This window comes from Blautia sp. OF03-15BH, from assembly GCF_003463065.1.
Classification (GTDB): Bacteria; Bacillota; Clostridia; order Lachnospirales; family Lachnospiraceae; genus Limivivens.
Window position 1 is genome coordinate 209,785 of the sequence record NZ_QSCM01000004.1, and the last position, 19,985, is coordinate 229,769.

The following is a 19,985-nucleotide window of genomic DNA, read 5'->3' on the forward strand; positions in this document are numbered from 1 at the left end:
AAAATTATTTTGAAGGAGGTTTCTGCAATGAAACATTTTAAACGTCAACTATTATCTATTCTACTTATAACAACGATACTTATCCGTATTCCTCTACCTTTGTCATTCCCTAATATTCCAGATGCACTCATAAAACCATCTCCTACTTCAGAAATTGGCCATCCCAACGGAGGACATCATTAAATTGATTTCTATCTGGAAACTTCATTAACTGTATGTGAGATATTACATCATGGTATAAATAGTCCATCTTATATAGCTTTAGCAAGAAAATACCATTTTTGAAATAGTGTACATATCGCTCATCTCTTTTTTGCTCCCAGGCATCTCCAATCGTAATCAAACTTCGCCCTAATGAAGCTCCCAGTCCAGCCTTTATGTCTATTTTTATTGACTCGATCGAAAGACTGATTGCTTCCTCCAGATCTCCATTTTCACCAGTCATACATAAAGCCAGATTATTTTTTGAAACGCCCCAATCTAAAATGTGAAACACCGGCCTGACACAGGTCATGCTGAATTGTTTCACCTGTCTTCGATAAATAAATACGGATTTATCTTTCTGTTGATTATCAAAATAAATCAATGCCATCTGGCTTAAAATGCGAAACTCTTCAGTCGAAAGAACAAACTCACATTCCTCTTCCGGGTCAGATCTTATCGTCATCCGGTAGAGTAGTCTTAATCTTTCTATACATTTCTTCCCGTCAGCTGTTTTCTCCGCATAATCAATATCCACCTGTTCTGCCTGAACATACTGCTGATTCACTGGAGAATTCATATCCAGGCGTGTTTTTATCTTCCCCAATACTTCCTTCGCATTTTCATGCTTTTCCTGATGGATATACTTCGACAGCTCCTGTTTCAGCTCTATAGTTTCGTACTGTTCCGTTACCATCGCCATATTGACCCGGCCGCAGCCACGGCCCATCTTTTCCATCATCTGCTGCAGCTTTCTGCTCTGGGGAGTCTGGCGGCCGGTTTCCACCCGCGCCAGCGTTTCCTGGGCGCAGATATCTTCACTCAATTTTTCCTGCGTCATACCTACGGCAGTCCGCGTTTTCCGGATCATCTCCGCATCGATATAGAAACGGCGGATCACATGATCGAAAAGGCGGTATTTTTCAAAGGAAATCCCATACTCCTGCTCGGTTTCCAGAAGGCTCTGGCGCATACGATCCAGAAGCTGGGCCTGAAGTTTCTCTTCCGGAACACCGCTTTTTCTCAGAAGCTTTCCGCATAGCTCCAGCAATTCCGGCATGTAGAGAAGCTTTCCCTCGTCCCGCAAAAGCTCCAGTGCCTCCTCGGCGAGACTTCTCACAGTGATGATTTTTTCCTCCGGCGCATGCTCTCCATATAAGAGCACGGCATAGGGGAAAATTTTTGACCGGTCCATCCGGTTCGTTTTCTGTTCGCAGATGCAGCGAAGAAGCCGTTTCAGTTCTTCAAAATTTCTGCTGGCAGTTCTCGATTTCCGGGAAACTTCCCAGCGAAAAAGAAGGAGCTTTCCTTCTTCTGCACTGAAGCAGTGCTCCTTCTTCATCTCCTCCTCCGACGGCATCGTTTCCCCGATGGCCTGGTCCAGCAGTTTCAGAATCTCGTCCGGATCTTTTTCCCTGATCCAGGCAACCTGGGCACGCTCCTGCAGAATATACTGTCTGTGCAGGGAACCTTCCGCAAGTTTTTCTTTTTCATACAAATCCAGTAAATTTTCCGCCTCGTCTAACTTCCCATACAGGATGGCTTCCTGAATGTCCTGCCGTCGTTCATAAATCCTGTAGACGCTGAGAGGCATTACATATTCCAGCCGCTCCACGGATTTTCCCAGCCGTCCCATCAGACGGTCCAGCAGGAAGAAATCCGGTTCAAGTTCTTCCCGCTCTATGCGGGCATACCTGGAGACGGAACAGACTCCGCTGCATAAAAGGCCCTGCGAAAAACCGGCCTCTTTACGCAGGCGCAGCAAAAGGCCTCCAAGCTCGTTCTTTTTCATCAGAACCCCTCCAGCCGTCTCTGTTTCCGCAGCTGGTACCGTTTCTCTCCTGCCTCCCATTCGGCTTTTTCGCTCTCGGTCTCTACGATGAGGCCGGGAACAGGGACGGCTTTGCCTTCTTCGTCGATGGCCACCATGACCACATAGGCCCGGTTAATAACATGGCGCATGCCATCCAGAGTCTCCACATAGGTGTCCACCCGGACTTCCATGGAACTTCTGCCCACATGGGTGATCTTTCCGATCAGAACGACGGTATCATTCAGGAAGGCTGCTTTTTTAAAGTTCAGATTGTCGATGGAGGCCGTCGTGATCCTGCTCTCGGAATGACGGGTCGCCACGATTCCTGCCAGCTCGTCGATCCACATGAGAAGCTGGCCGCCGAAAAGCCGGCCGTAACCATTAATATGCCTATGCATCAAAAGATACGTCTGTTCTGTGAGGGAGTCCTCCACATGTTTCATTTTTTTCAAAATAATCATCCTTTCTATTAAAAACTGATACTTGCCATATCATTTTTTTATGATAAAATAGAGATAGCGTTCAGAGCCTCTCTACATTTATGGCCTGTTGAACGGAATGCCCCGTTTTTTGTATTACAAGAAGCAAAAAACGGTATCTGACAAAGGAGCATCCAATTATGTCCGTAAATTTTGAATATTACAAGATTTTTTATTATGTTGCAAAGTACAAAAGCATCACCCAGGCTGCGTCCCTGCTCTATTCCAGCCAGCCGTCCATTTCCCGGATGATCAAGATCCTGGAACAGGAGCTTGGCTGTACGCTCTTTATCCGTACCCGGAAGGGCGTGGCCCTGACTCCGGAGGGAGAAGAGCTTTTTGACCATGTGGCTCCGGCCTGTGAGGAGCTCTTTGTAGGAGAAGAACTGCTCTCCCGTTCTTACGGCCTTCAGGGAGATACGATCCGCATCGGAGCCAGTGAGACGGCTCTTCGCTGTTTTCTTTTTGAAAAGCTGGAGCTTTTCTATACGGAACATCCGGCTATCAAGCTGAAGATCTATAACCACACGGCTTCTGAGGCTCTGGAAAATCTGAAAAACGGCAACGTGGATCTGGCTGTTGTATCCACACCCCTTGAACTGGTACCTCCCATGCGGATGACACGACTGCTTCCGATCCAGGAAATCTGTATCTGCGGTCCCCGTTATCAGCACCTTCTGGATCATGCCGTTGATCTGGACGAACTGAGCCGTTATCCCCTGATTACTTTGGCCAAAGGAACGAGAACCCGGGTCTTTTATGAAAATTTCTTCTCACGCCACGGACTCAGCCTGAACCCGGATATCGAAGTAGAAACCTCCGATCTGGTTCTCCCCGGTGTACGGTGCAATCTCGGAATGGGCTTTATCCCGGAGCCTTTTGCCCATGTTCCTCTGGAACGTCAGGAAGTTTTCCAGCTGAATCTGACAGAAGCCATACCGGAGCGCTATGTCTGCCTGGTAGAAGATACCTCTAAGCAGCCAGGTCTTGCCGCAAGGCTTCTGATCAAATATCTGAATACACACAGCGATACCGGTTCTTTCAGGGAAAACGGAGCCCTTTCCTGAATACATCCCTTTTACTATAACAGACTTTCTTCTTTTTTTCTATCCCCTGTCTGGTCAATCTTTTCCGAACGTGATACAATGGAGAAGATTGTCAGAAAGGAGTGTTTTTTTGAGTAATCTTATTTTTTGTCTGAATGCTACGATCCCCATTTTTCTTACCTTGCTTCTGGGCGCCTTTTTCCGGAAAGTCGGACTTTTTACACCGGATTTTGTCAAACAGGTAAATCGTTTTGTCTTCCAGGGTGCTCTTCCGGTGCTTCTTTTTCAGGATCTGGGAACTTCTGATTTTGCCGGGCTCTGGAACGGAAAATTTGTTCTATTCTGTTTTCTGGCCACTTTTTTCAGTATCCTTATCAGTATCGGGATTTCTTTTTTGTTAAAAGACGGTTCTCTGAAAGGAGAATTTGTCCAGGCCTCTTACCGGAGCAGCGCCGCCCTTTTCGGCATTGCTTTCGTGGAAAATGTCTACGGTGATTCCGGCATGGCTCCACTAATGATTCTCGGCACTGTTCCTCTTTATAATGTCATGGCTGTGATCGTGCTTTCCTTCTTAAAGCCCGGTGTCAAATCCATTGACCGCACGCTTCTGAAGAAAACCATTAAGGGCATCCTCACAAATCCCATTATCCTGGGCATCGTGGCCGGTTCTCTCTGGTCTCTCTCCGGCCTTACCATGCCGCTTATCATGGAAAAGACCGTACATAACGTGGCTGTCCTGGCTACTCCTTTAGGTCTTATGGCCATGGGAGCTTCCTTCGATGGAAAAAAAGCCGTCGCCAGTTTAAAACCTGCCCTGCTGGCAAGCTTCAATAAGCTGGTGCTTTTCTCGGCCATCTTCCTGCCTCTGGCTGTTCTGCTGAAATTCCGTGGAAGTGAACTTCTCTCCATCCTCGTGATGCTGGGCTCCCCCACTACCATCAGCTGCTACATCATGGCCAAAAATATGGACCACGACGGAGCCCTGACCTCCAACACGGTCCTCATCACCACTCTGGCCAGTGCCTTTACCATGACGGGATGGCTGTATGTGCTGAAGGCTATGCAGCTGATCTGACCCTGATTTGCAATTTTTTATTGTGCATGAGGTATTTGGGGCTTGACTTTTTTATCCAAGTCGCATATACTAGAATCAGCTAAGAAGAGTAGCTATTGGCATTGATCAACTTAAACATACGAAAACCCCGGAAGTGTACCAGACTTCCGGGGTTTTCTATTCCGTTTATGTAAGGTGGCTTACGCCTCTAGGCTTTCGCTGCCTATTTGTCTCTGTCAAGCCATTTGCAAATGTAGTAGCTAATTACACTCGCTATGACAGAAACAAGAAGAGTAGTTAATAATTCTGGCATTGATCACTCACCTCCTTTCTGCTGGAGGCCTGGCAGCTTCTATAGTATATCATATATGCATATGCATTTCTATAGTATTTATCAAAATTATTATACTTTATTTTTGCTGTTTTTTATATTGCTTTTTAAAAAATCAGTATCTATCAAAACGTTCCGCCAATTTCAAAATGAACTGTTACAAAAATTATTTTGAAAAAAATACCGTGGCTGTTACACCACGGTACTTTTTATCTTCAAAATATTCTGTTCAATTAGAATTTTCCCTGAGAAGCTGCCTCCTCGATAGATACAGCAACTGCAACAGTCATACCAACCATCGGGTTGTTACCTGCACCGATCAGACCCATCATCTCAACGTGAGCCGGAACGGAGGAGGAACCTGCGAACTGTGCATCGGAGTGCATACGGCCAAGGGTATCGGTCATACCATAGGAAGCCGGACCTGCTGCCATGTTATCCGGATGCAGGGTACGTCCTGTACCACCACCGGAAGCAACGGAGAAGTATTTCTTACCAGCTTCGATACGCTCTTTCTTGTAGGTACCTGCTACCGGATGCTGGAAACGGGTCGGGTTGGTGGAGTTTCCGGTGATGGAAACGTCAACGTTCTCTTTCCACATGATAGCAACGCCCTCACGAACGTCGTTAGCGCCGTAGCAGTTTACTTTTGCACGGGGGCCATCGGAGTAAGCCTTGCGGAATACCTCTTTCAGCTCGCCGGTGTAGTAATCATACTCAGTCTCAACATAAGTGAAACCGTTGATACGGGCGATGATCTGAGCAGCGTCTTTTCCAAGACCGTTCAGGATAACGCGGAGCGGTTTCTGACGTACACGGTTTGCTTTGGTAGCGATACCGATAGCGCCCTCTGCTGCTGCGAAGGACTCATGGCCTGCCAGGAATGCGAAGCACTCGGTATCCTCTTCCAGAAGCATTTTACCAAGGTTACCATGTCCAAGACCTACTTTACGCTGGTCAGCAACGGAACCCGGGATACAGAAAGCCTGAAGGCCTTCTCCGATAGCTGCAGCAGCCTCGGAAGCCTTGCGGCAGTTCTTTTTGATAGCGATCGCTGCGCCTACGATGTATGCCCAGCATGCATTCTCAAAGCAGATCGGCTGAATGCCTTTGATCTGATCGTAAACGTTCAGACCGGCATCTTTGGTGATCTTCTCAGCCTCTTCGATAGAAGAGATGCCGTAGCTGTTCAGGACAGCGTTGATTTTATCAATACGTCTTTCATATGATTCAAATAAAGCCATGATCTATATTCCTCCTCGATTACTCTTTTCTCGGGTCAATGATTTTAACAGCATCTGCGATACGGCCATACTGACCTTTTGCTTTCTCATAAGCAGTGTTCGGATCATCGCCCTTCTTGATGAAGTCGGTCATCTTGCCGAGGTTTACAAACTGGTAACCGATGATGCAGCCCTCTTCGTCCAGGCCGATTCCGGTAACATAACCCTCTGCCATCTCCAGATAACGAGGGCCTTTTTTCAGAGTACCGTACATGGTACCAACCTGAGAACGAAGTCCTTTACCAAGGTCCTCAAGACCTGCTCCAACCGGAAGTCCTTCTTCGGAGAATGCACTCTGGGTACGTCCGTAAACGATCTGCAGGAAGAGCTCTCTCATAGCAGTATTGATAGCGTCACATACAAGGTCGGTGTTCAGAGCCTCCATAACGGTTCTTCCCGGAAGAACTTCAGCAGCCATAGCTGCGGAATGGGTCATACCGGAACATCCGATGGTCTCAACCAGAGCCTCCTGGATGATGCCCTCTTTTACGTTCAGGGTCAGTTTACATGCACCCTGCTGCGGAGCACACCAGCCGACACCGTGAGTCAGACCGGAAATGTCTTTGACATCTTTGGCTTTTACCCATTTTGCTTCTTCGGGGATGGGAGCTGCGCCGTGGTTAACACCCTGTGCAACTTTACACATCTGTTCTACTTCCTGTGAATAAATCATTGTAAGACTCCTTTCAAGTTAAATACTTTCCCGACAGCTTCCCGCAAATGGCTGTGCAAAATTCTCCCGGACGTCCCGGAAATCTTTCCCACATCAGCCGGATTCCTGAGCAATGGCTCCTGCTGTAAGCATTTCCGCTCTGCTGCCTGTTCTATGTATGCCGGGTCAGATGAACCCATGCCATACCTAATTGTATTTTCTCATAGATCGACTAAAAAATCCAGTATATTTTTCAACTTTTTTCGCTGCTTTTTTCGTAAAGATGTCAAAAAGCCTGTCCCCTTTTCTGAGACAGGCTTTTTCTCATTATTTTTTGTCCGGGAGCTGAGCCAGGATAATGGCTGCAAACATCACCACACAGCCCAGGATTTCCCTGCCGGCCAGTCGCTGACCCAGAAGCACCCAGCCCGCCAGCACAGAGATCACGGATTCCAGACTGAGGATCAGAGAAGCCACTGTGGGATCCATCTCCTTCTGTCCGATGACTTGCAATGTATAACCGATCCCACAGGAAAAGACTCCGGCATAAAGGATTGGCAGCCAGGCTGAACAAACCGCTCCTGTCTCCGGTTTTTCAAAAAGAAACACAGGGATCGCAGAAAGGACTCCGCAGACCAGGAACTGGATACAGGAAAGCTTCACTCCATCCACCTTTGGTGAAAAGTGATCGATGACCAGAATATGTACCGCAAACAGCAGGGCGCAGAGAAGCACCATGGCATCTCCTTTTCCCAGGGACAGTTTTTCTGTCATACAGAGAAGATAAAGCCCGCAGACAGCCAGCGCCACACTGAACCAGACCTTTTTTCCGGGACGTTTTTTCAGAAAGATGCCGAGAACAGGAACCAGCACGATATACATGGCCGTGATAAAACCGGCTTTTCCCACAGTCGTATAGCGGATACCGAACTGCTGGAAATTACTTGCGACGCAGAGGCAGAGGCCGCATAAAAGTCCTCCTGTCAGCAGTGTCTTTGGATCTTCTTCTTTTTTCTCTTCTCCCCGCTCTTTCTTTCCCAGAAAGAAAATGCACGGGATCAGCACCAGACCGCCGATGATACTCCGCACGGTGTTAAAAGTAAAAGGTCCTACATAATCCATGCCCACGCTCTGTGCCACAAAGGCCACACCCCAGATAAACGCTGCCAGAAACAGCATTGCCGGGCTTTTGATGTCTGTTTTTTTCATTTTTTCCGCTTCTCCTCGTTTGTGTATTCGTCAGATCCAGTGAATGATCTTTCTCGGACAGGCTTCGATACAGGCGCCACAGCTGCTGCATTTTTCCGGATCGATCTTTGCCAGGTTCTCTTCCACATGAATGGCGCCCTGCGGACAGGTTTTTTCGCATTTTTTGCAGCCGATACAGCCGGCTTCGCAGGCAGCCATGACGCTTTTTCCTTTTTCCCGTGAGGAGCAGACCACAGCCGTCTTCTGTTCATAGGGGATCATCTCAATCAGATGACGCGGGCAATGGAGGGCACACTGGCCGCAGCCCCGGCATTTTTCCCGATCTACCACAGCCACACCGTCGATCACCTGCACGGCATCAAAAGCACAGACTTTTACGCAGTTTCCAAAGCCAAGGCAGCCGCCGTGGCAGACCTTTGGACCGCCGGAAGGAACAAAGGCGAGCATTTCACAGTCACCTGCTCCGCAGTAATCGTAATTTTGTTTTGTTTTTTCACAAGTACCGGCACAGTGTACAAAAGCGGTCATCCGTTTGGTCTTTTTCGCTTCCTTTCCAAGAATTCCCGCAATTTTGGCAGCCGCCTCATCTCCGCCCACCGGACAGGCATTGACAGGAGCTTCTTCTGCAACGATCGCTCCGGCACAGGCATCGCAGCCTGCAAAACCACAGCCGCCGCAGTTATTTCCCGGCAGTGCTTCCCGCACCGCCGTTTTTCTCTCATCCTCTTCCACATGGAAAAACCGGTTGGAGATCCCGAGAAACAGACCGAGAAGAAGTCCTGTTCCTCCTACGAGGCAGGTTGCAACAATGATTCCAGACATTTCCTCTCCTCCTTCCTATTTCAGCCCAGAAAAGCCGAAAAATGCAATGGCCATCAGGCAGGCCGTCAGAAGCACGATGGGCGTTCCCTTAAAGGATTCGGGAATATCGTTATCTTCGATCTTTTCCCGGATCCCGGCCATGAGCACAATAGCAATGAAAAATCCGATGGCTGTCGCCAGTCCGTATACGACGCCCTCCAGAATGTTATAATTTTTCTGTACATTGATCAGAGCCACACCCAACACTGCACAGTTGGTCGTGATCAATGGCAGATAGACGCCCAGTGCCTCATAAAGAGCATGACTGTATTTTTTCAGCGCCATCTCCACAAACTGGACCAGGGCGGCAATGATCAGGATAAACACGATCGTCTGGAGATATTCCACATGAAGAGGTACCAGAACACAGCGATAAAGGATCCCCGTGATCAGAGATGACAGGGTGATGACAAAAATGACTGCCGCGCCCATTCCTGCTGCCGTTCCTGTCTTCCTGGATACACCAAGAAAGGCACAGATACCCAGAAACTGGCTTAATACCACATTGTTGATAAGAGCGGCTCCCACGCCGATCATAAACAGTTCTTTCATTCTGTCTTCCCTCCTTTACAGCTTTCCTGACAGGAAGCACATTCACCGCTGCAGCCGCTTCCGATCTTTGTCTCAATTCCTTTTTTCTCCAGGGAGCGTTTCACCCGGTTCTGAAGAGCAACCAGAAGCGTCAGCACCAGAAAAGCACCGGGAGCCAGAATAAAGATGGTCACCGGTTCATATGCGGAAGGCATTACCTGAAAACCGAAGATTTTTCCGGAACCGATCAGTTCCCGGACGATACCGATGGCAGTCAGCCCTACCGTAAAACCAAGTCCCATACCCAGTCCGTCAAAGAAGGAAGGAATCACCGGATTTTTGGATGCGTATGCCTCTGCTCTTCCCAGAATGATACAGTTTACCACGATCAGTGGAATATAAATTCCCAGAGACTCATAAAGTCCCGGTACATATGCCTGAAGAAGAAACTGTACGATCGTCACGAACGAAGCCACGATCACAATATAGGCCGGCATCCGGACACCGTCAGGGATCACTTTTCTGAGAGCTGAGATCATCACATTGGAGAGTGCCAGGATCACAGTTGTGGTAAGTCCCATACCAATACCGTTCATGGCCAGGGTCGTTACCGCCAGAGTCGGACACATACCCAGCATCAGAACAAACGTCGGATTTTCTTTTATCAGGCCGTTATACAGCCGTTCTGCCGCTTTATTCATGGATCACGCCTCCTTTCACAAGACTGTCACGGAAGTAGGAAAGCCCTGCATTGACACCATTGGTCATCGCACGGGTGGTAATGGTGGCTCCGCTGATGGCATCGATCTCATCCTCAGCCGAAGCCCCTGTCTTTGTATAAGAAAATTTTTCTGCATTTTTTCCTGCAAACTGACCGTAAAAGCTCTCTTCCTTGGCGCGCATGCCAAGTCCTGCCGTTTCGCTGATGGAAAGGATCTGGATTCCGCTCACCGTACCATCCTTTAAGATTCCCAGAGAGAAGGAAATGTCACCGCCATAGCCTTCCGTACTGGTAACGTTCAGGACAGCTCCCAGCAGTTCTCCTTTTTCATCCTCCGCCAGTGTCACATCTTCCACTTTATCTGCAGTAAAGCCTGCCAGGGTCAGAAGCTCCTCTGCTTTTTCCTCATCAAATTCTTCCCAGGCCTCAAAGGTTTCCGCTTCCGGAAAAACCGCCTTGCAGGCATCCTCTTTTTTCTTTTTCTCCTGTGCCGCAATGGGTTCTTCTGTGATTGCATGGACAGCTCCGAGAGAAATGCCGGCTGTCAGTGTGATCGTCATGAGGATCAATGCATTTTTTATAATTGACTTCATGCCTTTTTCCCCCTTTTCCAGAACGGTTCTCTTCCGAAAGCCGTAGGTTCTGTTACTTTTTCAATGACAGGTACCAGAAGGTTTCCGATGATGATAGCATAGGAAACGCCTTCTGCCGCACTTCCGAGAAAACGGAAAACTGCCGTCAGGATACCAAGAGCGATGCCATAAACGATCTGCCCGTTTTTGGTAATGGGCGAGGTCACATAATCCGTTGCCATAAAGAATGCCCCCAGCATCAGTCCTCCACCGCAGAGTTCTGCCAGAAGGAAGCCAAAGTCCAGGCCATGCCCGCCGAACAGCAGCGTACAGACAGCAAAGGATAACAGATAAGAACCGGGGATCCGAAGATCGATGACTTCAAACCACAAAAGCACAACTGCTCCGATGAGAATGGCAACAACGGAGGTCTCTCCGATGGTTCCTGCTGTTTTTCCGAGAAACAGATCCAGTACACGCACCGGATTGCCGGCCTTCAGAGCAGCCAGCGGAGTGGCACCTGAAATTCCGTCCCAGGTGAAATCTGTCATTCTGCCGGCAAAAGAAAGCAAAAGGAAGCATCTTCCTGCCAGTGCCGGGTTCATGAAGTTCTGGCCAAGACCTCCAAAAAGCTGTTTGACAAACAAAATTGCAAATACCGTTCCAATGACCGGAAGCCAGAGAGGCACCGTGGAAGGCAGGTTCAGTCCAAGAAGAAGACCGGTCACCGCTGCACTGAAATCGCCGATGGTGATCTTTTTATGCATCAGTTTTTCATAAATATATTCTGTCAGCACTGCGGATGCCACAGAAACTGCAAGCACAGCCAGAGAACGAAGTCCGAAATTCCAGACGCCGAAAAAAGAGGCCGGCAGCAAAGCAATCAGGACAAGGAGCATGATATTGTCCGTTTTCATCCTCGCACGCACATGGGGATTGGAGGATACTTTTAATAACCCACTCATTTTTCTTCCTCCTATTTCTTTTTCTTCTTTCCAAGAATGATTTTTCTCATGGATTTGATGTACTGGGTCAGTGGTCTTCTGGCCGGACAGACATAACTGCAGCAGCCGCACTCACAGCATTCCAGGCCGTTATGCTGCTCAAACCACGCTTCCCGGTGATGAACGGAAGCATCTGCAAGTCTCGACGGGAGCAGCTGCTCCGGACAGGCTTCCACACAGCGTCCGCAGTTGATGCAGGCCGTCTCCTCATAACGAGACACTTCATCCTTCGTCATACAGAGAAGGGCGGAAGAAGTCTTTGTCACCGGCACGTCCAGGCTGTAAAGCCCGAATCCCATCATGGGACCACCGGAAATGATCTTCTCCGGCTCTGTTTTCAGTCCGCCTGCTGCCTCCAGAAGTTCCCGGTAACTGGTTCCCGTACAGACAGAAAAGTTTCTGGGATCCTGTACCGCATCTCCTGTCACCGTAACGATCCGATGCATCAGCGGTCTTCCCTGAACAGCCGCCCGGTAAAGAGAAACCACCGTATCACAGTTATCGACCACGCAGCCGACATCGGCCGGAAGCATGGAAGAATTCAGTTTTCTTCCCGTCACCGCATAGATCAACATACGCTCTGCTCCCTGCGGATATTTGGTCTTCAGTGCGACCACCTGGATGTTCGGCTCATCCTTTGCCGCCTCTTCCAGATACTCAATGGCATCTTTTTTGTTATCCTCTACCGCGATCACGCCCTTTGCATGGGGAAAAATACGGAGCAGTACTTTCATTCCTCCTACCAGGAGCTCCGGATTTTCAATCATCCTCCGGTAGTCAGAAGTCAGATAGGGCTCACATTCCGCACAGTTGGCAATGACGTAGTCGATCTTCTCCGGTTCCTTCGGAGAAAGCTTCACATGAGTAGGAAAACCGGCACCTCCCATTCCCACAACACCAGCTTCCTTTACGATCTCCAGGATTTCTTTCGGAGTCATCTGATCCAGAGGCTTTCGTTCCGGCCAGACTACCTCTTCGTATTTTCCATCATTTTCAATCACAATACAGTCTGCTATATTTCCGGTAACCGTCAGACGTTTTTCAATCCCTTTTACCGTTCCGGATACCGATGCATGGATCGGTGCAGACACAAAGCCACCGGCTTCTGCGATCTTCTGTCCGACCAGCACATGTTCTCCCTTTTCTACCACGGGGACTGCCGGTGCGCCGATATGCTGAGACAACGGATACACCAGCTCTCCTTTTGGAAGGACGCTGCTGATGGCTTTGTCTTTTGACAGTTCTTTTCCATCATAGGGGTGGATTCCCCCTTTGAAGGTGTGTCCTAACATTCTTTTCTTTCCTCCTTTTTTTGCTCTGATCTCCCGCACACCCGGAGTTTTCGGAAGAATCTGTAAAGCGGACATTCGCAATCCGCTTCGCTACTTGCTCATGAACGCAGTCGCTTCGCGATCTGCGTTCACACAACTGACAAAATTTATGGTATACTGATTCCAGCCAGACCTGTTCATTCATCCAGATACCGTTTACACGTTTGACTGGAAACCAGCCTGGCTCCGAACTTAATCATTGATATGAGTGTCAAAAGGTCTTTTGACACTCATTTGATACCCGGATTGCTACGCAGCTATGCTGCTCCCGCAATCCTCCAAATATTCGAAATCCGCTGATTTACTGCGTAAATCGCTACTTTCTCATATTTGGCGTGTCCCAAGTTCAAAAGCCTTATCGTGCAAGCACGAACAGCTTTTTGACCTTTTGACACTGGTATCTTGATACATAAAGGAGTTCTCTATGATCCTTCAGAATTTCACTTTCCCGGGAGTCATCACACTCCCTGATAAAATCCCGTTTCCACCCGAAAAAACCGCTTTTCTGGATCTGGAAACAAAAGCTTTTGGCCGCAAAAACAGCCGAATCCTCTACCTCGGCCTGATTTTTCAGGAAAACGGCACCTGGCAGGTCCGTCAGTGGCTGCCGGAACAGACAGAAGAAGAAAAAGAAATGCTTCAGGAAGTCCTGACTCTTCTCCCCCGTTTTTCCTGTATCATCCATTATAACGGAAACAGCTTTGACCTTCCCGTCCTCACCAGGCGATGCACTGCCCTTGCGCTTCCCCTGGATCTTTCTTCGTCGGAAAGCATCGACCTCTACCGCTGCTTTGCACCTTTAAAAAAACTTTTGGGCTTTCCGCATCTGGATCAACGCTCTCTGGAAGGATTTCTCGGACTGGAACGAAGCGGAGCATGGAACAATGATCTGCTCCTGCTTCCCGGCCTTCTGGCCTTTTTTCCATACCTTTCCCTTCTCGACGGAGGCTTTACCGTTACGCAGGCAGTCTTTAAAGGAGAAACTGCCGGTCAGCCGGTTCTTTCCGCACAGGCAGAGCTTCTGCACCCGGTTCCGAAGCCATTCTCCCTGCATCTTCCACAGGGGTATCTTTCCTGTCAGGAAACCGGATTCGGCTTCCTTTTATACGGGATCCGCGATACACTGAAATACTATTATCCGGATTATCAGAATTACTATTATCTGCCGGAAGAAGATCAGGCCATTCACAAAAGTGTAGCCGACTGCGTAGATCCTGCTTATCGGAAAAAGGCTACCAGAAATACCTGCTATATAAAGAAAACCGGCATTTTCCTTCCACAGTCTTCCCCCTGGTTTCATCCGGTCTTTTATCGGGACCGGAAGGATAAAACTTGCTATCTTCTCATGGATGAAAAACTGACCGGTCAGCTGCAAACACTCCATGACTGTATCTTTCATACGCTGGAACAGTTATAATGCCTCAAAATTGCAAAAAGAGGATGCTTTATCGCATCCTCTTTCTTTGTCTTTAGTCTGCCTGGCGGACACGGGAAAATGTCCTCTCGATTTTTACTCTTCTTCTGCTTCCTCAGCAGCTGCTTTTGACTGAAGGGCTTTCATGCTCAGGCTGATTTTTTTGTCTTCGCCATTGAAATCGACCACTTTAGCAGTAATCTCCTGACCTACACTCAGAACATCAGAGGGTTTCTCTACGTGCTCCTGAGAGATCTGAGATACATGAAGCAGAGCGTCTACGCCCGGCTCCAGCTCAACGAATGCGCCGAAATCGGTCATTCTTGCAACACGACCGGTTACGACATTACCAGCTGCATATTTCTCAGCAGCGGTCAGCCACGGATTCTGATCTGCAAATTTCAGGCTCAGTGCGATCTTGTCGCCGCTGATGTCTTTGATCAGAACAGTCAGTTTCTCACCAACTTTGAAGGTCTTCTTCGGATTCTCTACGCGGCCCCAGGACATCTCAGAGATGTGAAGCAGTCCGTCAGCTCCGCCAAGATCGATAAATGCACCGAAATCGGTAACATTTTTGATCGTTCCCTCAACAACATCGCCAACATGGATTCTCTCAAAGAGAGCTTTCTGCAACTCAGCCTTTTTAGCAACCAGAAGCTGCTTGCGGTCACCGATGATTCTTCTTCTTCTCGGATTGAACTCGCTGATAACGAACTCGATCTCCTGACCGGCATATTTCTGAAGGTTTTTCTCATAAGTATCAGATACCAGGCTTGCCGGGATGAATACTCTTGCTTCATCTACGACTACGCTTAATCCGCCATCGAGAACCTGTGCTACCGGAGCGGTAAGAACTTCATGATTCTCAAAAGCTTCTTCCAGGCGTTTGTTGCCTTTCTCAGCTGCCAGACGTTTGTAGGTGAGAAGGACCTGACCCTCACCGTCGTTTACCTTCAGGACTTTGGCTTCCATTGTATCGCCAACATGGATTGTCTCTTTTAAGTCGAGGCTGTTATCGTTGGTATACTCACTCTTTGTGATGATACCATCAGCTTTATAACCAATATTCAGAATAATCTCATCATCTTTGACATCGATTACGGTACCTTCGACTACCTCTCCATTATGAATTGTTTTGAAAGACTCATCCAGCATTTGTTCAAAGCTCATTTCTGACATTGTTTTGAACCTCCTCAATAATATTATTTGGGGTTGATGCCCCTGCGGTAATACCTACGCAACTAACGGATTGTAGTGAATGCACATCCAAATCATCTAGTGTCTGTATATAGTAAGTATTTTCACATTCCTGTTTACATATTTCAAATAACTTCTGGGTGTTGCTACTCTGCCTGCCGCCAATGACAACCATCGCATCCACCTCTTTTGCAATCCGACGGGCTTCTGTCTGGCGCTCCTCGGTCGCATTGCAGATCGTATTTAAAACATGTATATCATAACCCTTTTTTTCAAGAATTTCAACTAAATTATTAAATTTCTTGTAATTAAATGTCGTCTGAGACACGACGCAGAGCTTTTTTTCTCCTTTATAGAAGAAATTTTCCGCTTCTTTTTCAGATTCCAGCACGAAAGCTTCCGTAGAACACCAGCCCTTGATCCCTTCTACTTCCGGGTGACTGCCATTCCCGATGATAATGATATTGTTTCCGGCTTCGCTCTCTTTCCGGACGATCTTATGGATCTTCAGGACAAAGGGGCAGGTGGCATCCACCAGATGAAGCCCGTTTTTTTCGATGATATCATAAATGTCCTTTGCTACTCCATGAGACCGGATGATCACGGTTCCTTCTGTGACTGTCTCAAGTTCTTCCGGAGAATCCAGAACTGCAACTCCTTTTTTCTCCAGATCACGGACCACTTCTTCGTTATGAATGATCGGTCCGTAGGTGAAAATAGGGCCATTCCCCTTTTCCACCTCTTCGTAAACCGTATTTACGGCACGCTTGACGCCGAAGCAAAAGCCAGCTGTTTTTGCACGGATCACTTTCATGCTTTCTTACGCTCCCGGTATAATTTTCTGATGGCCTCGACCACCTCATCAATATTCATATGGGATGTATCCAGATAAACGGCATCTTCGGCCTGCTTCAGTGGAGCGATGGCCCGGGTCATATCGCGGTGATCTCTCTCTTCGATCTCTTTTTTGATCTCAGAAAGGGGCTTTTCCACGCCTTTCTCCTGTAAATCCCTGTAACGGCGCTCTGTCCTGGTCTCCACGCTGGCTGTCAGATAGATCTTCAGTTCTGCATCCGGCAGTACATTCGTACCGATATCTCTGCCGTCCATCAGAACGTCATGAGCCTTTGCCAGATCTCTCTGAAGATCCAGAAGAGCCGCCCGCACTGCCGGAATGGCTGAAATTGTCGATGCCATATTGCCGACACTCTCTGCACGGAGACGGTCTGTCACATTTTTACCGTTTACCAGTACCTGCTGCTCTCCATTTTCGTAAGCAATCGATACCTTTACACTCTTTACCGCCTCTTTGACCTTTTCTGTATCCTCCGGAGATACTCCTTCGTCTACAAGGAAAACAGCCAGGGCACGATAAAGAGCTCCTGTATCTACATAGATAAAGGAGAGCTCCTGGGCCGTCCGGCGTGCGATGGTACTTTTGCCTGCACCGGCCGGTCCGTCAATCGCAATGTTGAATCCCATTGATAACCTCCTAAATTCCTTTTCCGGCTGCATAGGCGGTGGACCAGGCGATCTGAAGATTAAAACCTCCCGTAAGAGCATCCAGATCCAGGATCTCGCCTGCAAAAAACAGTCCGGATACCAGCTTGGACTCCATCGTGGAAGGATTGACCTCCTTTACACAGACTCCACCTCTGGTAATAATAGCTTCATTATAATCTCTGAATCCGGTTACGGTCAACCTGAAATTTTTAATTTTTTCTACAAATTGCAATCTTTCTGTCTTTTCTATCGCATTTACCTGCTTTTCAGGCTCAATTCCTGATCTTTCTACCATGACAGGAATGAGTTTTGATGGAAAGAGACCGCCCAGAACATTTTTGAACTGTTTGTTTTTCTCTTTGGAAAAATCTCTCAGGAGACGGTCATCCAACTGTTCCGGGCTCAGAGCCGGTTTCAGATCGATGGATAGTGTCAGTTCCTGTCCGCGGAATTTCTTCGGCACCTGGCTGCTGGCACTTAAGATCAGAGGTCCCGTCACGCCAAAATGAGTAAACATCATCTCGCCGAAATCTTCATAAAAGCATTTCTTCCCGGCAGAAAGGGAGACACGGACATTCTTAAGAGACAGTCCCTGAAGGCGCCGGCAGTCCTCTTCTTTTACATTCATAGGAACCAGTGCCGGAGAAAGCTCTGTGATCTTATGCCCCAGCTTCTCTGCAAAGCGATAGCCGTCACCGGTCGATCCCGTACTCGGGTAGGAAAGACCGCCGGTGGCAAGGATCACTGCATCTCCCGTTTCCTTGGTTCCATCCGAAAAAAGGAGACCTGTCACCCGTCCTTCTTCCGTAAGGATTTCTTTTGCTTCTATATTTAAATGTACCTGAACGCCAAGAGCACGCATCCTTCTTGTAAGGGCTCCGATCACATCGGAAGAATGATCAGATAGGGGAAACACTCTTTCTCCCCGTTCCACTTTTGTTTTCGTACCGTTCTCTTCAAAAAAAGCAATGGCATCCTGATTGGTGAAGCCATAGAAGGAACTGTAGAGAAACTTGCTGTTGCTGCAGACGTTGTTGAAAAGGGCTTCCATCTCACAGGCATTGGTGAGATTACAGCGGCCTTTTCCTGTAATGTACAGTTTTTTTCCACATTTTTCATTTTTTTCAAACAGATGGACCTCGTGGCCTTCCTCCGCCGCCGAGATCGCTGCAAACATTCCGGCAGCTCCGCCGCCGATAACCAGAACTTTTTTCATTTTTTTCTCCTTCTCATACCTTGCTTCCCTGATGAAAGATCTCTATTTCACCATCAAAAGGATCCATCTCATCCCTTCCGTACACCTGATAATCATCATAGAGCTGATCCAGTGTATCAATGGACTGCTTCAGGGAATCCTGATTTCTGAGACAGAGAGCCACGATCAGCGCATTGATCACGCTTAACGGAGCCGTCAGGGAATCCACCACAGACGCCATCTCACTTCTTGCAATGAGATTGCAGGAAGAATAGAGATTCAGCGGCGAATGAATGCTGTCTGTGATGGAGATCACCCCAGCGCTCCGGCTGTTAGCCAGTTCCATGGCCTTCACAGTCCGCATGGAATATTTCGGAAAGCTGATGCCGATGAGAACATCACCTGCCCCGATCCGCATCAGCTGTTCAAAGATCTCACTGGCACTGTTCGTCCGTACCACATGGACCTCATCAAATAACATATTGAGGTAAAAGCCCAGGAAATCTGCCAGGGGTTCGCAGCTCCGGATCCCTACGATGTAGATTTTTTTCGCATTCTGGATCAGTTCGGCTGCCATGGAAAAAGCCTCTTTGTCCAGGCTTTCCATCGTTCCTCTGATGTTTTCCATATCGGACTGAAGGATCTCCGTCAGCACCTCTTTTTCCGGTACCTCCGCAAATTTCTCTTTCATATGGAACATCTTTTTCATCCGTTCAGAAAAACCAAGATTTTCCGTTGTTTCCTTATGTCCCTTCAGCCCCAGTTTTTCCAGCAGTTCCTGAAATGTACTCATGTCACTTTTTCCTCATCTTTCCACTCTTTTTCTTTTGTCAGTGAAGTTCATGCCAGACCGCATATGCGGTTGCCGCAGCAACGATCACGATCAGAACTACCGCAAAAATATTTGATCCCATATAGATAACCTCCGGTCTTTTTTATAAAACAATCGCTTTTTTCTGTTTTATGACCGGTTTTATCCTTCTGTCCGTCCTGCCTGTGTATATAGCGGATCACCGCCTCCTTCAGGGAAATGCAGGCTTCTGCCTGTTCTCCTGTCATACAGACAAAACGAAGCCTCAGGAGAAAATAAAGCACGCACAAAAGTTCCAGCGTAACTGTCACCGCGCCTGATTCCCGCTCCTCCGCATGGCGTCTCATTCCGGGAAACAGTCGGAGCATCAGTGTCCGGACTCCGGAGAGTTCTTCCACATTCACATGCTCCGTCACGGAAAAGTGCTCACTCTGCCAGGTACAGGAAGCGGCAGGACTCTCGGCCGCGTATCCGCTGTTTTCCGGTCTCACACTGAGAAAAAGAGCGGAAAACAACACAAAAAAGACGACCACTGCAGCCGTGATCTTTCTTCTCTTTCCTGTCATTGGCATAGAGCTCACCTCCCCTTTCCTGCATTCTGAATCAATTCGTAGGCATCAGTTGAGGATAAAAGACCTTTTGCCCCCAACTGATGCCTACGAATTGCTCCGCTGCAAAGCAGCTCCCGCAATTCTATAAACATTCGAAATCCGCTGATTTACTGCGTAAATCGCTGCTTTCTCATGTTTGGCGGGTCCCAAGTTCAAAAGCCTTATC

The 19,985-nt window shown here is 48.1% G+C and carries 20 protein-coding genes; 3 read left to right on the forward strand and 17 right to left on the reverse strand.

Annotated elements, in window-relative coordinates:
• Positions 1-142: 142 nt before the first annotated feature.
• Both DXA57_RS06640 and DXA57_RS06645 read right to left on the reverse strand, forming a co-directional pair.
• Positions 143-1,993, reverse strand: coding sequence for a helix-turn-helix domain-containing protein (locus DXA57_RS06640; protein WP_117765838.1), 1,851 nt, complete (start codon positions 1,991-1,993; stop codon positions 143-145).
• Positions 1,993-2,457 carry an acyl-CoA thioesterase gene (locus DXA57_RS06645; RefSeq protein WP_243005732.1) on the reverse strand — a complete coding sequence of 155 codons (465 nt, stop codon included), beginning with the start codon at positions 2,455-2,457 and terminating at the stop codon, positions 1,993-1,995. Before DXA57_RS06645 ends, DXA57_RS06640 begins: the two co-directional genes overlap by 1 nt.
• Before the next feature lie 176 nt (positions 2,458-2,633).
• On the opposite strand from DXA57_RS06645, the gene DXA57_RS06650 reads away from it, so the two are divergent.
• Both DXA57_RS06650 and DXA57_RS06655 read left to right on the forward strand, forming a co-directional pair.
• Positions 2,634-3,560 (forward strand): LysR family transcriptional regulator, encoded by a 927-nt coding sequence (locus DXA57_RS06650; protein WP_117765842.1) that lies wholly within the window; start codon positions 2,634-2,636, stop codon positions 3,558-3,560.
• Between the two features lie 109 nt (positions 3,561-3,669).
• Positions 3,670-4,614 carry an AEC family transporter gene (locus DXA57_RS06655; protein WP_117765844.1) on the forward strand — a complete coding sequence of 315 codons (945 nt, stop codon included), beginning with the start codon at positions 3,670-3,672 and terminating at the stop codon, positions 4,612-4,614.
• Between the two features lie 543 nt (positions 4,615-5,157).
• Here the strand turns inward: DXA57_RS06655 and DXA57_RS06665 are convergent.
• From DXA57_RS06665 to rsxC, 9 genes are all read right to left on the reverse strand, one after another.
• Positions 5,158-6,168, reverse strand: a complete 1,011-nt coding sequence (locus DXA57_RS06665; protein ID WP_117765848.1) for a GGGtGRT protein — start codon at positions 6,166-6,168, stop codon at positions 5,158-5,160.
• Between the two features lie 19 nt (positions 6,169-6,187).
• Entirely contained in the window at positions 6,188-6,880 is a 693-nt protein-coding gene (locus tag DXA57_RS06670) for an iron-sulfur cluster assembly scaffold protein (protein WP_117765850.1), read from the reverse strand.
• A 306-nt stretch (positions 6,881-7,186) separates the two neighbouring features.
• The gene (locus DXA57_RS06675) at positions 7,187-8,068 is read right to left on the reverse strand and encodes a DMT family transporter (RefSeq protein ID WP_117765852.1); all 882 of its coding nucleotides are present in this window, start codon (positions 8,066-8,068) and stop codon (positions 7,187-7,189) included.
• 30 nt (positions 8,069-8,098) lie between these two features.
• Complete coding sequence (locus DXA57_RS06680; protein WP_117765854.1) at positions 8,099-8,890, reverse strand: RnfABCDGE type electron transport complex subunit B; 792 nt, start codon at positions 8,888-8,890, stop codon at positions 8,099-8,101.
• A gap of 15 nt (positions 8,891-8,905) precedes the next feature.
• Positions 8,906-9,481, reverse strand: coding sequence for an electron transport complex protein RnfA (locus tag DXA57_RS06685; RefSeq protein WP_117765856.1), 576 nt, complete (start codon positions 9,479-9,481; stop codon positions 8,906-8,908).
• Positions 9,478-10,161, reverse strand: a complete 684-nt coding sequence (rsxE, locus tag DXA57_RS06690) for an electron transport complex subunit RsxE (RefSeq protein WP_117765858.1) — start codon at positions 10,159-10,161, stop codon at positions 9,478-9,480. The genes DXA57_RS06685 and rsxE overlap by 4 nt, the downstream gene beginning before the upstream one ends.
• Positions 10,154-10,774: an RnfABCDGE type electron transport complex subunit G gene (locus DXA57_RS06695; RefSeq protein WP_117765860.1), complete on the reverse strand. Its 621-nt coding sequence runs from the start codon at positions 10,772-10,774 to the stop codon at positions 10,154-10,156. The genes rsxE and DXA57_RS06695 overlap by 8 nt, the downstream gene beginning before the upstream one ends.
• Positions 10,771-11,718 (reverse strand): RnfABCDGE type electron transport complex subunit D, encoded by a 948-nt coding sequence (locus DXA57_RS06700; protein ID WP_117765862.1) that lies wholly within the window; start codon positions 11,716-11,718, stop codon positions 10,771-10,773. The genes DXA57_RS06695 and DXA57_RS06700 overlap by 4 nt, the downstream gene beginning before the upstream one ends.
• 11 nt (positions 11,719-11,729) lie before the next feature.
• Positions 11,730-13,049 (reverse strand): electron transport complex subunit RsxC, encoded by a 1,320-nt coding sequence (gene rsxC / locus DXA57_RS06705; protein WP_117765995.1) that lies wholly within the window; start codon positions 13,047-13,049, stop codon positions 11,730-11,732.
• 463 nt (positions 13,050-13,512) lie between these two features.
• Here rsxC and DXA57_RS06710 point away from each other — a divergent pair, with 463 nt between their 5' ends.
• The gene (locus tag DXA57_RS06710; RefSeq protein WP_117765864.1) at positions 13,513-14,505 is read left to right on the forward strand and encodes a ribonuclease H-like domain-containing protein; all 993 of its coding nucleotides are present in this window, start codon (positions 13,513-13,515) and stop codon (positions 14,503-14,505) included.
• A 93-nt stretch (positions 14,506-14,598) separates the two neighbouring features.
• On the opposite strand, the gene rpsA is transcribed toward DXA57_RS06710, so the two are convergent.
• From rpsA to DXA57_RS06740, 6 genes are read right to left on the reverse strand one after another with little or no spacing between them, the layout of a single operon-like run.
• Positions 14,599-15,681 carry a 30S ribosomal protein S1 gene (rpsA, locus tag DXA57_RS06715; protein ID WP_117765866.1) on the reverse strand — a complete coding sequence of 361 codons (1,083 nt, stop codon included), beginning with the start codon at positions 15,679-15,681 and terminating at the stop codon, positions 14,599-14,601.
• Positions 15,662-16,513, reverse strand: coding sequence for a 4-hydroxy-3-methylbut-2-enyl diphosphate reductase (ispH, locus tag DXA57_RS06720; RefSeq protein ID WP_117765868.1), 852 nt, complete (start codon positions 16,511-16,513; stop codon positions 15,662-15,664). The genes rpsA and ispH overlap by 20 nt, the downstream gene beginning before the upstream one ends.
• Complete coding sequence (gene cmk, locus DXA57_RS06725; protein WP_117765870.1) at positions 16,510-17,181, reverse strand: (d)CMP kinase; 672 nt, start codon at positions 17,179-17,181, stop codon at positions 16,510-16,512. The genes ispH and cmk overlap by 4 nt, the downstream gene beginning before the upstream one ends.
• Before the next feature lie 10 nt (positions 17,182-17,191).
• The gene (locus tag DXA57_RS06730) at positions 17,192-18,418 is read right to left on the reverse strand and encodes an NAD(P)/FAD-dependent oxidoreductase (RefSeq protein WP_117765872.1); all 1,227 of its coding nucleotides are present in this window, start codon (positions 18,416-18,418) and stop codon (positions 17,192-17,194) included.
• Positions 18,419-18,431: 13 nt separating this feature from the next.
• Positions 18,432-19,190, reverse strand: a complete 759-nt coding sequence (locus tag DXA57_RS06735; protein WP_117765874.1) for a MurR/RpiR family transcriptional regulator — start codon at positions 19,188-19,190, stop codon at positions 18,432-18,434.
• 47 nt (positions 19,191-19,237) lie between these two features.
• Positions 19,238-19,780, reverse strand: a complete 543-nt coding sequence (locus DXA57_RS06740) for a hypothetical protein (RefSeq protein ID WP_117765876.1) — start codon at positions 19,778-19,780, stop codon at positions 19,238-19,240.
• Positions 19,781-19,985 lie beyond the last annotated feature (205 nt).